Origin of the sequence: Bordetella holmesii (genome assembly GCF_020735985.1) — a bacterium.
Classification (GTDB): Bacteria; Pseudomonadota; Gammaproteobacteria; order Burkholderiales; family Burkholderiaceae_B; genus Bordetella; species Bordetella holmesii.
This window is the reverse complement of sequence record NZ_CP085973.1, coordinates 797,360-812,020: the sequence shown is the minus strand read 5'-3', so window position 1 is coordinate 812,020 and position 14,661 is coordinate 797,360. Positions and strand designations below refer to the sequence as shown.

The following is a 14,661-nucleotide window of genomic DNA, read 5'->3' as shown; positions in this document are numbered from 1 at the left end:
GCAGGTCAAAAGACCATAGACGGCAAGAAAGAACAGGCCCAGCCAAGGCTTCCAGGCAAAGGCCAACAGCCCCAGGCCGACTTTGAACACAAAAATGCCCATGAACCAGGCTTGATCGCGCGCCAGGCGAGGCTGGTCGGCATTGATGACCAGTGACTGACCGGCGCGCCTGGCACGCAATAGCGCCAGCCCCACCACCGCATAGGCCAGCGTGGCCAGCACCAGCGGCCCGCCCATGGCAGCGCCCACGCCTATATCTTTTTGCTCGGGGGTCTGCCCGAACACCACGGCCATGAAGGTCACGGCGCTCTCAGGCAGCGCGGTACCAAAGGCGGCCAACACGGTACCGGTGGCGGTAGCCCCCAGACGGAAATGATGACCGACCCATTCGACGCCATTGACGAAAAACTCGCAGGCGAGATAAATGATCGCTGCGGCCAGCAGAAACAGAAATATCGAGAGAAACATGATGGGCAGCCGAGCGAGCAGACAACTTTGGCGCGACAACGCGGCTCGCCCGGCTGGGGTGAACGCGATGTGGCCAAAGGTCTCGCCGGGCCCTGTACGCACACCGCTCAACGGTGCCGTAAGGCTGCCAGCGCCATGGGGATGATCCACCAAGTTTGTTGACGCTGACTCCTTTGGGGAAACAAAGGATGGCTACTCCCCAATGACAGTGGCGCGATTGTAGCAGCGCGGCATTAAATGACCAGCGCGCCTCGCGCGCGCCTGTGGGGTACAGTACACAAATTGCCGTCCGTTACCTCCGCCCGCGATCATGAGCCTGCCCGCCGACGATATTTCTGCCTTCGTGGCGCGCCGCCGCCGCGTCCTCGATTGGATGCAAGCGCAGGGCGGCGGTGTGGCCATCCTCGCGACCGCGCCGCAGGCATTGCGCAATCGCGATGCTGACTATCCCTATCGGCACGACAGCGATTTCTACTATCTGACGGGTTTCATCGAACCCGAAGTGTGGCTTATCCTCATCGCGGGCGCCGATACGCGCGCCATCCTGTTTTGCCGCGCCCGCAACGAGGCGCATGAAATCTGGGAAGGCGTGCGCATAGGCCCGCAAGCCGCGGCCGCGCGGTTCGGCATGGATGACGCCCACCCCGTGGACAGCCTGGACGAACTGATGCCGCAATGGTTGCTGGATCAGCCCAACCTCTGGCTGTCGCAGACAGCAAACGCTGCCGTCGGTAATCGCGTGCAGTCCTGGATGCAGGCAGCGCGCGACCAGGCCCGTTTCGGGGCACGGCCGCCATCGGCCCAGCGCGACATCAACCCCCAGCTGGCCGAGATGCGTCTGATCAAAGATGCGACCGAGATCGCTGCCATGCGGCGTGCCGCCCGTATTTCGGCAGGCGCGCATGCGCGCGCCATGCGGGCGGTCAGACCCGGCATGCACGAGTACGAACTCGAGGCGGAGCTGCTCTACGAGTTTCGCCGCCATGGCGCGCAAGGCGTGGCCTACAACAGCATCGTGGCCGCGGGCGCCAATGCCTGCATCCTGCACTATCAGGCTGGCGACGCCGTGCTGCGCGACGGAGATCTGGTGCTTATCGATGCGGGCTGCGAATACGACAGCTACGCCTCGGACATCACCCGCACCTTTCCGGTCAATGGGCGTTACAGCGGTGCGCAACGCGCCCTCTACGACCTGACCGCAGCCGCGCAGCAGGCGGCGGTGGCCGCGACCTTGCCGGGCAATAACTGGGACGACGGACACCAAGCCGCCTTGCGGATACTGGCGCAGGGCATGCTAGACGAGAGACTGCTGCGTGGCAGCTTGGACGGCGTGCTCGAATCCGGCGCGTACAACCGGTTTTACATGCATCGTACAGGTCATTGGCTAGGGCTGGATGTCCATGATGTGGGCGACTACCGCGACCCCTGCAACTGCGCCGGCACGCCCGGCCCCTGGCGCCGCTTGCGACCCGGCATGATGCTCACCATCGAGCCCGGCATTTATGTGCGCCGCGCCGATGATGTACCCGCCAAATTCTGGGACATCGGCATCCGCATCGAAGACGATGCCCTGGTCACGGAAACCGGGTGTGAGCTCCTTACCCGAGGCGTACCTGTGGATGCCCGGGAAATCGAAGCCCTGATGCGGGAATGACGCGCCGGCTAGAACACATAGCCATCCAACCAGCCCATGGCCGTCCAGACATGCACCACCACCATGGCCACGGCCAGCATTGAGACGATCCCGCCCGCCAGGCAAGCCAGCAGGGCAACCAGCACCGCCGGCCACCCGGTGCGTGACACCGCACCCAGACCGGGGTTGTAACGCTGGTCAAACTTGTGATCGGCCATCAAGGCGTAGACGGCCGCCTCGATGAATCCCGCGATCATCGGGATGAACAGCAGGAAGAAGGCGGGATTGTCCCACCACGAAGGGAAGGCCGACGTCGCGGCCAGACACACGGCGGCGTACAGAGTCACCAGCCACGCATACCGCCGGCCAAGATACCAGCCCTGGGCGCCGATCACCCCGAGCAGGCAGGCCACAACCCCGCGATGACTTTGCTGCGCGGCGCGTGCGGCCGTGCTGTCAGTGTCTGGCCCTGTGTCATGGTGCGCCTCCGCAGCGGATGGAAGGCACCCGCGAATCGAGCCACATTCTAGGTCGGCCACGCGACAAACTGAAGCCCCGGTAAAATCTCGATCATGAATCAAACGGTCTACGACATTGCGATCCTCGGAGCGGGCCCGGTGGGCCAGGCACTGGCCCTGCTGCTGGCGCGTGCCAGCGCCCACCCTGAGCGCATCGTTCTGCTGGCCGGCCAGCCCGCGCCGGCCCGATCGCAGCCGGCAGCCGATCCGCGCGTGTTGGCCATGAACCATGGCAGCCGCGTCCTGCTCGACAGCCTGGGGGCCTGGCCGTCCCGGTTTGCCGACATCCGCCACGTTCACATCTCGCAGCGCGGGCGTCTGGGCCGCACGATCATCGGGCATGAGGATTTCGGCGTGGAGCAGTTGGGCAGCGTCGTACCCTATGCCGCCCTGCATGACCGCCTGGCCGAACGCGTATCGCAAAGCGGCGTGACGGTGCTCAGCGGATCAGCAGCCACCATGACCTCCCAGTCCCTGGACAGCGTGCACCTGGCTCACGGCAGGCAGGTAATCTCCTGTCGGGTCGCCGTGCAGTGCGATGGGACGGGCGGGACGGACCTCAAGCGTGATTATGGCCAGCATGCCGTCATCACCAGCGCCCGGGCCAGCCTGCCGCGCCCCGGCTGGGCCTGGGAGCGCTTCACCGCCGAGGGGCCGCTGGCACTGCTGCCACATCCGCAGCAGGCCGGCAGCTATTCCGTTGTCTGGTGCGTGGCGCCGGAGCGTGCGCAAGCGCTGGCCACATTGGATGATGCGCAGTTTTCCGCCCAGCTCAGCGCCGCCTTCGGCGAACGGCTCGGCCGATTGAGCAGCCAGGCGGCGCGGCATATTTTTCCCCTCGAACTCAAGGCCCGGCATGCTCAGGTACACGGCCGCGTCGCCACGATAGGCAATGCGGCACAAACACTGCATCCCGTAGCAGGCCAAGGGCTGAATCTGGGGCTGCGGGATGCCGCCCAACTGGCCCAGGCCCTGTCGGGCTGGCACGCTGCCGACGATCCGCGCCAGCGGCTCGGTGACTTTGCCCGCATCCGTAGCGCCGACCGTTGGCTCACCGCCGGTCTGACTGACCTCATGCCGCGCGTGTTCGCCACCGGGCTGGCGCCCGTCGAGCATGCCTGCGGGCTGGCCTTGCTCGCGCTCGATCTGGCCGCGCCTGCACGTGCGCCCCTGGCGCGCCACCTTTTGCAGGGGTTGCGCGCCTAGCTGTGAAGATTCAATAGGTTGTATGCATGGTTCATCCGAACCGGATTTGAGAAACTGGAAATCGCCAACCCCCCAGTTCACTCAAGGAGCCCGGCCGGATGAACACCCATAAGCATGCCCGATTGACCTTCCTACGTCGACTCGAAATGGTCCAGCAATTGATCGCCCATCAAGTTTGTGTGCCTGAAGCGGCCCGCGCCTATGGGGTCACCGCGCCGACTGTGCGCAAATGGCTGGGCCGCTTCCTGGCTCAGGGCCAGGCGGGCTTGGCCGATGCGTCCTCGCGCCCGACGGTCTCGCCCCGAGCGATTGCGCCGACCAAGGCGCTGGCTATCGTGGAGCTGCGCCGCAAGCGGCTGACCCAAGCGCGCATCGCCCAGGCGCTGGGCGTGTCAGCCAGCACCGTCAGCCGCGTCCTGGCCCGCGCCGGTCTGTCGCACCTGGCCGACCTGGAGCCGGCCGAGCCGGTGGTGCGCTACGAGCATCAGGCCCCCGGCGATCTGCTGCACATCGACATCAAGAAGCTGGGACGTATCCAGCGCCCTGGCCACCGGGTCACGGGCAACCGACGCGATACCGTTGAGGGGGCCGGCTGGGACTTCGTCTTCGTGGCCATCGATGACCACGCCCGCGTGGCCTTCACCGACATCCACCCCGACGAGCGCTTCCCCAGCGCCGTCCAGTTCCTCAAGGACGCAGTGGCCTACTACCAGCGCCTGGGCGTGACCATCCAGCGCTTGCTCACCGACAATGGCTCGGCCTTTCGCAGCCGCGCCTTCGCCGCGCTGTGCCATGAGCTGGGCATCAAGCACCGCTTTACCCGACCTTACCGCCCACAGACCAATGGCAAGGCCGAACGCTTCATCCAGTCGGCCTTGCGTGAGTGGGCTTACGCTCACACCTACCAGAACTCCCAACACCGAGCCGATGCCATGAAATCCTGGCTACACCACTACAACTGGCATCGACCCCACCACGGCATCGGGCGCGCTGTACCCATCTCCAGACTCAACCTGGACGAATACAACCTATTGACAGTTCACACCTAGCGGTCCCTTTTCAGGGGCGGCGGTCTCCAACGCCCTTCGCAATCGGCCTCTGAAGGGGGGTCTGGCGTCGCCATTGCGCACCGAATCTGGATTCGGCGAGACGGCGGAAATGGGGCCAGGCCCAAGACGGTTAAAATGTGAGCATGCGCATCGGCCCCTGGTCTCTTTCCAATAATGTTTTCGTCGCCCCTATGGCCGGGGTGACGGATCGCCCTTTCCGTCAATTATGCAAACGGCTGGGGGCGGGTTATGCCGTGTCCGAAATGGCCGCCAGCAATCCGCGGCTGTGGGACAGCGTCAAAACGTCCAGACGCTTGAATCATGAAGGCGAAATAGCACCGATTTCGGTGCAAATCGCAGGCGCAGACCCGGAAATGATGGCAGAAGCGGCCATTTTCAACATCAACAAGGGCGCGCGCATCATTGATATCAACATGGGTTGCCCGGCCAAAAAGGTTTGCAACCTGGCTTCGGGCTCGGCGCTGTTGCGCCATGAGGATCTCATTGCCCGTATTCTGGATGCCGTCGTCGCCGCCTGCGCCCCCAAAGGCGTGCCCGTCACACTCAAAACCCGTACCGGGTGGGATCGCGAAAGCCGAAACGCTTTACGCGTGGCCCGGTTGGCCGAGCAAAGCGGCATCGCCGCCCTCACGCTGCACGGCCGCACGCGTTGCGACCTGTACACCGGGCATGCCGAGTACGACACCATACGCGCCGTCAAGGCCGAGATCGGTATTCCCGTGGTGGCCAATGGCGATATCGACAGCCCCGAGAAAGCCCGTCACGTCCTGGCGTATACGGGAGCCGACGCGGTGATGATAGGCCGAGCGGCCCAGGGCCGGCCCTGGATTTTCCGCGAAGTCGATCACTTTCTGCGCACCGGCCAGACGCTTGCTGCGCCCAGCTACGCCGAAATGCGCGACCTGCTGCTCGAGCACCTGGACGACCATTACCGTTTCTACGGCGAGCATACCGGCGTGCGTACGGCACGCAAGCACATTGGCTGGTATATCGACTCCCTGCCCGGGGCGGAAGCTTTCCGCACCCAAATGAACCTCATCGACACTACCGCCGAGCAATTCCGTGCGGTAGCCGACTGGTTCGATCACTCGCTTATGGGTGGCGGCAATCCAAGCCATGCCGTCACCTCGAACTTGCTGGCGGTATAAGCGCCAGCCTCACCATAAAAATATCTGTACTCAAAACCAAATGAACAAAAAAGATGTCCTGGAAGAATGCGTGCGCGCCAGTCTGGAGCGCTATTTCGAAGACCTGGGTGATTCCGAACCCCACGATATGTGGGATATGGTGATGCGCTGCGTCGAGCGCCCGGTACTCGAAGTGGCCCTGGAACGCGCTGGCGGCAATCAGTCGCGCGCTTCCGAGATGCTGGGCATCACACGTAATACGCTGCGCAAAAAGCTGTTGGCCCACAACATCCAGCCCTGATTGCCCGATCGACGGATTTCCCTGTATCCGCATCCCCGAGGGGATGCCCCTGACCCACCACCATCATGAAAATCGAAACTGCTCTGCTTTCGGTGTCCGATAAGACCGGCATCGTGGAATTTGCCCGCGCGCTGGCCGCTCGCGGCGTACGCCTGCTCTCGACCGGCGGCACCGCCCGCCTGTTGGCCGAGTCAGGTCTGACCGTCACCGAAGTGGCCCAGCACACCGGCTCGCCGGAAATCCTCGATGGTCGCGTCAAGACGCTGCACCCGAAGATCCATGGCGGCTTGCTTGCGCGGCGCGACAGCCAGGAGCACATGGAGACGATTGCCGCCTCTGGCATCGACCGTATCGACATGCTGGTGGTCAACCTCTATCCCTTCCGTGAAACCGTCGCCAAACCCGATTGCACCTTCGCCGACGCGGTCGAAAACATCGACATCGGCGGCCCGGCCATGCTGCGCGCCGCGGCCAAGAACCATGGCACCGAAGCCGGTGGCGTGACCGTCGTCATCGATCCGGTCGACTACAGCCGAGTGCTGACGGAGATCGACCAGAACGGCAGCACCTCGTACGCCCTGCGCCTCGAGTTGGCCACCAAGGTCTACGCCCATACGGCGTCGTACGATGGCGCCATCGCCGCCTACCTGACCAGCCTGGCCGATGCGGCCCCGGCCCAGGACGCCGTGCCGGCCCGCAACGAGTGGCCCCGCACCCTGACCCTGCAAGTGCAGCAGCAACAGGCCCTGCGGTATGGCGAGAACCCGCATCAGACTGCGGCGTTCTACGTCGACCCGCAGCGTCCCTCAGGCTTGCTGGGCAACTACCGCCAGCTCCAGGGTAAGGAACTCTCGTACAACAATATCGCTGATGCCGACGCGGCCTGGGAGTGCGTGCGCAGCTTCGACACTCCTGCCTGCGTGATCGTCAAACACGCCAACCCCTGCGGCGTGGCCGTGGCCGGCAGCAACCTCGAGGCCTATCAAAAGGCCTTCAAGACCGACCCCACGTCGGCATTCGGCGGCATCATCGCTTTCAACCGACCTGTTGATGCCGCCACGGCCGAAGCCGTGAGCGGTCAGTTCCTGGAAGTGCTGCTCGCGCCCGCCTATGACGGCGCGGCGCTGGCCATCCTGGCAGCCAAGAAGAATGTGCGCGTGCTGGAAGTCCCGGCCGGCACAGGCCAGAATGCTTTCGACGTCAAACGCGTTGGCGGCGGCTGGCTGGTACAGACGCCCGATGCCTTCCAGGTACCGCGCGATGCCCTGAAAGTCGTGAGCAAGCGCCAACCCACCGAGGCCGAGCTGAACGATCTCGCCTTCGCCTGGAAAGTCGCCAAGTACGTCAAGTCCAATGCCATCGTGTTTGTCGGAGGCGGCATGACACTGGGTGTGGGCGCCGGCCAGATGAGCCGCATCGACTCGGCCCGCATCGCCTCGATCAAGGCCGAGAATGCTGGCCTGACCCTGCAGGGTTCGGCGGTGGCCTCGGATGCCTTCTTCCCTTTCCGCGATGGCCTCGACGTGGTGGTGGCAGCAGGCGCGACCTGCGTGATTCAGCTCGGCGGCAGCGTGCGCGATGACGAGGTTATCGCAGCTGCCGACGAACATGGCATCGCCATGGTCCTGACCGGTACGCGTCACTTCCGTCACTGATGCGTGTCCTCGGCATCGACCCCGGCCTGCGCCGCACCGGTTTCGGTGTGATCGATGCCGAAGGCTCGCGCCTGCGTTATGTCGCCAGCGGCACCATTGTCGTGCCGCCCGACCTGGCGCTGGCGCAACGCCTGAAAGTCATCCTCGACAATCTGCGCGAGGTGGCCCGCGAGACGCGGCCCGATGTGGCCGCGCTCGAAATCGTCTTTCTGAATGCCAACCCCTCATCCACGCTGCTGCTGGGCCAGGCCCGCGGCGCGGCGTTGTGTGCGTTGGCCGAAAGCGGGCTCGACGTGCACGAGTACACCGCACTGCAAATCAAGAAATCAACGGTCGGCACCGGCCGTGCAGCCAAAGAACAGGTACAGATGATGGTGCAGCACCTGCTGTCGCTCAATGGCACGCCCGCCCCTGATTCGGCGGATGCGCTGGCCTGCGCCATCTGCCATGCCCATACCGGACCGCTGCAGGAACGGCTGTCGCCAATGGCAAAGGCATCGCGCTCAGGTAAAAGCCGGATACGCAACGGACGCCTGCTCGGCTGAACGTATAGAATCCCGCCATCGCCTGCCGGCCTGGCGCGACGCAATGTCTTTTCATTCCTACAGACTCTTGGCGAGACTTCCTCATGATTGGCCGCATCACCGGAACCCTGATCGAAAAGACCCCGCCCGTGGTCTGCGTGGATGTCAACGGCATCGGCTATGACATCGATGTGCCCATGAGCACGCTGTACGCGCTGCCCGACACCGGCGCGCGCGTCACGCTGTTTACACATCTAGTGGTGCGCGAAGATGCGCACCTGCTGTATGGCTTTGGCACGGCCGGCGAACGCGCAGCCTTCCGGGAGCTGGTCAAGGTCAGCGGCATCGGCGCGCGCACCGCGCTTGCGGTGCTTTCCGGCATGTCGGTGGCGGAGCTTGCCCAGGCTATCACGTTGCAGGAAAGCGGCCGTTTGACCCGTGTGCCAGGCATCGGCAAGAAAACGGCCGAGCGCCTCTTACTGGAGATGCGCGGCAAACTGGGCGCAGATATCGGCGCGGCGCCCCATGCCGTGCCCGACAGCCAGAGCGACATTCTCAATGCGCTGCTGGCCCTGGGTTACTCCGAGAAAGAATCGCTGGCCACCCTCAAGACGTTGCCGGAAGGCCTCAGCGTGTCGGACGGCATACGCCAGGCGCTCAAGGCCCTGGCGCGCTAGGGCTTATTTATCGATTTTCACGCCCTGGTACTCGTACTTGAAAGAAGACCGCGTCGTCCTCACCGCGCGGACCAGCGGCAGCCCCAGATCCGACACCCAGGCATACTTCACTTCCCGCAGCGTCACACCATTCTGATTACTGTCGGTGCAGACCATCTCAATGGCCTTGCCCGGCAGCTCGGCCAACACCTGGCTGGCGTCATAAGCCTTGCCGGTCACGCAGACGCGACGCCAGGGTGTGCCCATGTCGAAGGGATCTTTCGTACCCTCACGCGCCTCGAAACGATACTCGCCATTCTCGGTGACCTGCGCCAGGCTGCTCCAGGATTTGGGTGCACGCGCGAAGGTCGGAGGATAGGCGAGGCTGCGTGCCGGATCGGCGTTCTGGCTGGCCAGCGACGCCAGACCGTGATACTGAAGTTCAAAAGTCTGGCTGGCAGTCAGGCCGTTGAGCGAGGTGCGGCGGATCTGACGCAATGTGCCGTCATTGTCGTCATTGATATAAGCGGTCTCCTGCCCCGCCTTCAACTCGGGCTTATCCTCGCTCCAGCCCACCGCCTTGAACTCGATGCGCTTGAAGGGGAAGGGTTCCGATCCGGCCGGTTTGAGCATGGCCTGCGTACCCATAGGCAAGGCCGCACGCGTAAACGTGGCGACCGAATACGCCTGCGGATCCGATACCATCGGCTGGACTTTCATATTACCCATGCAGCCGGTCAACGCCACAGCGGACGCGAGCGCGGCCAGGGTCAGCTTGTTAGGAAACACCAAGCACCTCGGAAGGAAATCAAAGAAGGGGCGCTCAGGACAAGAACTGCCTGAGATCAAGACAGAACCACACCGTGATACGGAAGTGGTCAAAACGTAAGGGGATGCAATAGTACTGCCAAATCCAGAATCTGGACGCAACAGACGAACAGAAATGCGGGGAGTCCGCCGGGATCTGGCCCGCCGGCACAGGCGCCTGACACCGGCTTGCCAAGCCCCCGTGCACCCAGGCTAGAGTCTGCACGGCGGGCATGCGAGAATGCTGGACAAACAACCAGTTTTCGTACTCCGCCATGGCTATCCAGTCCGACTCGCTCTCCTCGCGCCCTGACGCACCCCGCCTGGTGGCCCCTGCGCCCGCCTCCCCCAACGAAGAATCCATCGAGCGCGCGCTGCGGCCCAAAGCGCTGCAGGAGTATGTCGGTCAGCGGCGTGCCCGCGAACAACTGGAAATTTTCATCGCCGCAGCGCGCAAACGCGGCGAAGCCCTGGATCATGTGTTGCTGTTCGGCCCGCCCGGCCTCGGAAAAACCACGCTGGCGCACATCATCGCCCATGAAATGGGCGTGCAAATGCGGCAAACCTCCGGCCCCGTGCTGGAGCGTCCTGGCGATCTGGCGGCTCTGCTCACCAATCTCGAACGCAACGACGTGCTCTTCATCGACGAAATCCACCGGCTGTCGCCGGTCGTCGAAGAAATTCTCTACCCCGCGCTCGAAGACTTCCAGATAGACATCCTGATCGGCGAAGGCCCCGCAGCGCGCAGCGTCAAGCTGGATCTGCAACCCTTTACGCTGGTCGGCGCGACGACCCGCGCCGGCATGCTGACCAATCCGCTGCGCGACCGCTTCGGCATCGTGTCCCGACTGGAGTTCTACAACACCGACGATCTGGCGCATATCGTCACGCGCAGCGCCGGGCTGCTCAACGCCGACATCACCCCCGAGGGCGCGCGCGAAGTAGCCCGCCGCGCGCGCGGCACTCCACGCATCGCCAACCGGCTGCTGCGTCGCGTACGAGACTACGCCGAAGTCAAAGCCAATGGCCGCATCGACACCGAGGCCGCCGGCCAGGCACTGGCCATGCTTGAGGTCGACCCCCAGGGGCTGGACCTCATGGACCGCAAACTGCTGGAAGCCATCGTGCACAAATTCGATGGCGGCCCGGTTGGCGTGGACAGCCTGGCCGCGGCCATCGGCGAAGAGCGCGACACCATCGAAGACGTGATCGAGCCCTATCTCATTCAGCATGGGTACTTGCAACGCACACCGCGCGGACGCATGGCAACCCAAACGACCTGGCGCCACCTCGGCCTGCAGCCGCCTGCGGGCAGCCAATTCTCCAGCGGCGATCTGTTCTAGCGCGGCCGAGCGACGCAGCGCAGGACTTCCTCGCCGTAGGCTTCGAGCTTGCGCGCGCCAACACCGCTGACATGTCCGAGGTCTTCCTGCGTATCCGGCATGGCAAGCGCTATCTCGCGCAATGTCGCATCATGGAAGATCACATACGCCGGCACGCCGTGGTTGCGAGCCACTTCGGCCCGCCAACTGCGCAGCGCCTCAAACACCGGCATGCGGTCGGTCGGCAGGTCAATGACCGGCGCCTTGGCCCGTGTGCTGGTGCGCGTGCGAGGTTTTTTCTCTGACTCGCGGCGCAACATCAGTTGCACCTCGCCGCGCAGTACGGCCCGGCTGTCTTCGGTAAGGGCCAAGGTGCCATAGCCTTCGTGATCGACCATCAGCAAGCCCTTGGCCAGTAATTGACGCAACACACCGCGCCAGGCGGTTTCCGACAGGTCAGCTCCCACCCCGAAGACACTGAGAGACTCATGGTCATGCTGGCGCGTGCGATCACTGCTTTTACCACGCAGGATATCGACGATGTGTCCTGCGCCATAACGTTGCCCGCGTTCCTTGCCCAGGCGGTAGATGGCCGACAGCGCCTTCTGGGCAGCGACCGTGCCGTCCCAGGCTTCGGGCGGCTCCAGACAGACATCGCAGTTGCCGCAGGCGCTGATGCTCTGGCCGAAATAAGCCAGCAAGCGCACCCGTCGGCACTCCACGGTCTCGCACAAGCCAAGCATGGCGTCGAGCTGTTGACCCAGCCGGCGGCGGTAGCTCTCGTCGCCAGGCGACTCATCGATCATGCGCCGTTGCTGCACCACATCCTGCAAACCATAGGCCAGCCATGCCGTGGCCGGCAAGCCGTCGCGGCCGGCGCGGCCGGTTTCCTGGTAATAGCCCTCGACGGATTTGGGCAAATCGATATGTGCGACGAAACGGACATCGGGCTTGTCGATGCCCATGCCAAAGGCAATGGTGGCCACCATGACCACGCCGTCCTCGCGCAGAAAACGCGACTGATTGGTGGCGCGCACCTGCGCGCTCAGGCCGGCGTGGTAGGGCAAGGCATGCACGCCCTGGTTACAGAGAAACTCCGCAGTCTCTTCCACGCGTGCACGCGACAGGCAGTACACGACGCCGGAGTCGCCCTCGTGCTCGCTGCGGATGAGGTCGAGCAACTGCTTGCGGACTTCATTTTTTTCAACGATGCGATAGCGAATGTTGGGGCGGTCGAAACTGGCCACATAATGGCGTGCCTGATCCAGAGCCAGACGCTGCGCGATCTCGGTTCGTGTAGCGGCCGTGGCCGTGGCCGTCAGGGCAATACGCGGCACCTCGGGCCAGCGCTCATGCAGCATCGACAGCCCGAGGTATTCCGGGCGGAAGTCATGGCCCCATTGCGACACGCAATGGGCTTCGTCGATGGCGAATAAGGCAATGCGGCCACGTTCGAGCAATTGCAGGCAGCGGTCCGTCAAGAGCCTTTCAGGAGCCACATACAGCAGATCCAGTTCGCCGGCCACAAAGGCGCGCTCGACCTCGCGCACCTGTTGCCATTCCTGGGTCGAATTCAGGAATGCCGCGCGCACGCCCAACTCGGTCAGGGCGTCGACCTGATCCTGCATCAGCGCAATGAGCGGCGACACGACAATGCCGGTGCCTTCCCGCACCAACGCAGGCACTTGATAACAAAGCGATTTACCGCCACCGGTAGGCATCAGAACCAGGGCGTCGCCACCTTGGATCACATGATCGACGATGGCCTGCTGATCGCCACGAAAGGACTCGTATCCGAAGACGCGCTGCAACACGCCAAGCGCGCGGGGATCAGACATAGGGGACGGGAAAGAATGCGTGCATCATGGATGGGCATTTTACGGCCCATCGCGAAAACCGTGCGCGCCGGCAGGACGCCCTTGCGCGCTCGTGCCTCAACAAGGCCGCAAAACGCTAAAAACCCAGCCAATGACCGCGCATGAATGTCTCGACCGGCATCGACAGCCTGGCCTTCCACTCATAGTCGCCCGAGAGCAGGTCGCGGTCCGCTCCCAGCGCGAACTGGACATTGCGCGCGAGTTCCATACTATGCTCCAGCCCCACCCGCCGGTCGTTGGGATCGCCCCGCCCGAACACATCGGATGTGTACGTGCCGCTCAGCGTCCCCATGCCGCGCAATGGCACGCCAGCCGACAATTTGCTGCGCATCAGCCGAGTCGATGCCGCGCCGCTGGTGTAGGAACTCAAGTCGCTAAAGCCTGCCCCGATGTCCTCGCCCGTCAGGCCTACCTTGACCGTGTCCGCCATGGTGACGTTGTAGCCGAAGCGATAACGCCAGGCATTGACCGAGTCGAAGCTGCTCTGCGTGACGCCAGCCTCGAAGGTGCCGATATCCCCCGCGTTGTAGCGCGTGCCCATGCCCCGGGTAGTCAGGCCGTGGGTGGTCTGTAACTGGCCCTCCAGCGTGAGGGAGTTGCTCACCCCATAGCGCACGGTGCCGCTGCCAGCCGAAGCGCCATAATCCACCGCCCCAGCGGTGGCCGATGGATCCATGAGGTTGAGCCGCCCTACCGACGAGGAGTAACCGAATTTCGCCTCACCGATATTGCTGCTGCTGTCGAACTGATCCGATATCTGTAGCTCTCCCAGCGCCGCAGTCGCGCCCCAGGCCGGCGAGTTGGCGGTCAGATTGCCAACCCCTACCGCCGGACCGCCCGAGGATCGATACAACCAGTTACGATCACCATAACTCAGCGCAGGCCGCGCATTGATGGCCGAGAACCAGCGTGGTTGAGGCAGGATCACCCCCTGGCTCAACACCGGACGCGAGCCAGCCAACTCGCGGCGTTCCAGATCCAGGGCATAGGAAGGGCTTACCTGCGGCACCTCGTATTGCGGGAAGGCTCGCTGACAGTCAGAAGGCGCCTGTTGCCCCGGGGTTGGCGCCAGATCCGCCGGCGCGGGCGGACCCGCCCAATCAGCGCAAGGATCGGGTTCAGGGCTCAGCGCATAGCCCTCGACAGGACCGGGGAGCTGGACCGTTTGCGGCATGGCCGGCGCGAGCACACCGATGCCGTAACGCGCCGCTTGCCGCGTGGCGCTTGGCGCCTGGGCCGCAACGGGTGCAGCGGCAACGGGCGTTGTGGCCGCTTCGTCGGACACGGAGGGATCCGCCCCCCCCCCCGACATGGCGCAGGCGCCAAGCGCCATGTTGCCCGCCAATGCAATAGCCACCACCGAGCGCGACATCTGTAAACGAAGTTAATAAAACGGCACGGGATTTCCCGCGACCGCCCAGTGGCGGTTCGCTATTCTAGGACTAAATCTGGCGGGGCTTATTTCAGATCGTTTCTTTCCTCTTGTCGGACCTGCCC

The 14,661-nt window shown here is 63.9% G+C and carries 12 protein-coding genes, 2 pseudogenes and 1 riboswitch; of the genes and pseudogenes, 9 read left to right on the top strand and 5 right to left on the bottom strand.

From position 1 onward, the window contains the following. Positions 1–9: 9 nt before the first annotated feature. Positions 10–468: pseudogene (locus tag LK440_RS03755) on the bottom strand (sodium:calcium antiporter); the annotation flags it as partial. A gap of 87 nt (positions 469–555) precedes the next feature. After that, positions 556–681: riboswitch (yybP-ykoY riboswitch) on the bottom strand. 97 nt (positions 682–778) lie between these two features. On the opposite strand from LK440_RS03755, the gene LK440_RS03750 reads away from it, so the two are divergent. Continuing rightward, a complete protein-coding gene (locus tag LK440_RS03750; RefSeq protein ID WP_005015177.1) occupies positions 779–2,122 on the top strand; it encodes an aminopeptidase P N-terminal domain-containing protein in 1,344 nt (447 codons plus the stop codon). A gap of 8 nt (positions 2,123–2,130) precedes the next feature. On the opposite strand, the pseudogene LK440_RS03745 reads toward LK440_RS03750, so the two are convergent. After that, positions 2,131–2,579 (bottom strand): annotated as a pseudogene (locus LK440_RS03745) (hypothetical protein). Positions 2,580–2,673: 94 nt separating this feature from the next. Between LK440_RS03745 and LK440_RS03740 the strand changes: the two are divergent. The 7 genes from LK440_RS03740 to ruvA all read left to right on the top strand — a co-directional run bounded on the left by LK440_RS03740 (position 2,674) and on the right by ruvA (position 9,179). Beyond that, positions 2,674–3,825, top strand: coding sequence for a UbiH/UbiF/VisC/COQ6 family ubiquinone biosynthesis hydroxylase (locus tag LK440_RS03740; RefSeq protein ID WP_005015179.1), 1,152 nt, complete (start codon positions 2,674–2,676; stop codon positions 3,823–3,825). 98 nt (positions 3,826–3,923) lie between these two features. Then, complete coding sequence (locus LK440_RS03735) at positions 3,924–4,874, top strand: IS481-like element IS481 family transposase (protein WP_005015180.1); 951 nt, start codon at positions 3,924–3,926, stop codon at positions 4,872–4,874. A 143-nt stretch (positions 4,875–5,017) separates the two neighbouring features. After that, the gene (dusB, locus tag LK440_RS03730; RefSeq protein WP_005015181.1) at positions 5,018–6,043 is read left to right on the top strand and encodes a tRNA dihydrouridine synthase DusB; all 1,026 of its coding nucleotides are present in this window, start codon (positions 5,018–5,020) and stop codon (positions 6,041–6,043) included. Between the two features lie 40 nt (positions 6,044–6,083). Beyond that, the gene (locus tag LK440_RS03725; protein ID WP_005015182.1) at positions 6,084–6,323 is read left to right on the top strand and encodes a helix-turn-helix domain-containing protein; all 240 of its coding nucleotides are present in this window, start codon (positions 6,084–6,086) and stop codon (positions 6,321–6,323) included. A gap of 65 nt (positions 6,324–6,388) precedes the next feature. Continuing rightward, a complete protein-coding gene (gene purH / locus LK440_RS03720) occupies positions 6,389–7,978 on the top strand; it encodes a bifunctional phosphoribosylaminoimidazolecarboxamide formyltransferase/IMP cyclohydrolase (RefSeq protein WP_005019849.1) in 1,590 nt (529 codons plus the stop codon). Then, complete coding sequence (gene ruvC / locus LK440_RS03715) at positions 7,978–8,523, top strand: crossover junction endodeoxyribonuclease RuvC (protein ID WP_005015184.1); 546 nt, start codon at positions 7,978–7,980, stop codon at positions 8,521–8,523. Before purH ends, ruvC begins: the two co-directional genes overlap by 1 nt. A gap of 83 nt (positions 8,524–8,606) precedes the next feature. Next, the gene (gene ruvA, locus LK440_RS03710) at positions 8,607–9,179 is read left to right on the top strand and encodes a Holliday junction branch migration protein RuvA (protein ID WP_005015187.1); all 573 of its coding nucleotides are present in this window, start codon (positions 8,607–8,609) and stop codon (positions 9,177–9,179) included. A 3-nt stretch (positions 9,180–9,182) separates the two neighbouring features. On the opposite strand, the gene LK440_RS03705 is transcribed toward ruvA, so the two are convergent. Further along, on the bottom strand, positions 9,183–9,947 hold the full coding sequence (locus tag LK440_RS03705; RefSeq protein WP_005015189.1) for a hypothetical protein: 765 nt from the start codon (positions 9,945–9,947) through the stop codon (positions 9,183–9,185). 293 nt (positions 9,948–10,240) lie between these two features. Here LK440_RS03705 and ruvB point away from each other — a divergent pair, with 293 nt between their 5' ends. Continuing rightward, entirely contained in the window at positions 10,241–11,308 is a 1,068-nt protein-coding gene (gene ruvB / locus LK440_RS03700) for a Holliday junction branch migration DNA helicase RuvB (RefSeq protein WP_005015191.1), read from the top strand. On the opposite strand, the gene recQ is transcribed toward ruvB, so the two are convergent. Together recQ and LK440_RS03690 are read right to left on the bottom strand one after the other, a co-directional pair. Then, positions 11,305–13,125 carry a DNA helicase RecQ gene (gene recQ / locus LK440_RS03695; RefSeq protein WP_005015192.1) on the bottom strand — a complete coding sequence of 607 codons (1,821 nt, stop codon included), beginning with the start codon at positions 13,123–13,125 and terminating at the stop codon, positions 11,305–11,307. The genes ruvB and recQ overlap by 4 nt on opposite strands. Positions 13,126–13,240: 115 nt before the next feature. Further along, positions 13,241–14,536 carry a fimbria/pilus outer membrane usher protein gene (locus tag LK440_RS03690; RefSeq protein ID WP_227944776.1) on the bottom strand — a complete coding sequence of 432 codons (1,296 nt, stop codon included), beginning with the start codon at positions 14,534–14,536 and terminating at the stop codon, positions 13,241–13,243. Between the last annotated feature and the right edge of the window lie 125 nt (positions 14,537–14,661).

Coding starts and splice junctions, on each gene's coding strand:
- LK440_RS03750 (WP_005015177.1), top strand. CDS start 779: ATGAGCCTGCCCGCCGACGATATTTCTGCCTTCGTGGCGCGCCGCCGC.
- LK440_RS03740 (WP_005015179.1), top strand. CDS start 2,674: ATGAATCAAACGGTCTACGACATTGCGATCCTCGGAGCGGGCCCGGTG.
- LK440_RS03735 (WP_005015180.1), top strand. CDS start 3,924: ATGAACACCCATAAGCATGCCCGATTGACCTTCCTACGTCGACTCGAA.
- dusB (WP_005015181.1), top strand. CDS start 5,018: ATGCGCATCGGCCCCTGGTCTCTTTCCAATAATGTTTTCGTCGCCCCT.
- LK440_RS03725 (WP_005015182.1), top strand. CDS start 6,084: ATGAACAAAAAAGATGTCCTGGAAGAATGCGTGCGCGCCAGTCTGGAG.
- purH (WP_005019849.1), top strand. CDS start 6,389: ATGAAAATCGAAACTGCTCTGCTTTCGGTGTCCGATAAGACCGGCATC.
- ruvC (WP_005015184.1), top strand. CDS start 7,978: ATGCGTGTCCTCGGCATCGACCCCGGCCTGCGCCGCACCGGTTTCGGT.
- ruvA (WP_005015187.1), top strand. CDS start 8,607: ATGATTGGCCGCATCACCGGAACCCTGATCGAAAAGACCCCGCCCGTG.
- ruvB (WP_005015191.1), top strand. CDS start 10,241: ATGGCTATCCAGTCCGACTCGCTCTCCTCGCGCCCTGACGCACCCCGC.
- recQ (WP_005015192.1), bottom strand. CDS start 13,125: ATGTCTGATCCCCGCGCGCTTGGCGTGTTGCAGCGCGTCTTCGGATAC.
- LK440_RS03690 (WP_227944776.1), bottom strand. CDS start 14,536: ATGTCGCGCTCGGTGGTGGCTATTGCATTGGCGGGCAACATGGCGCTT.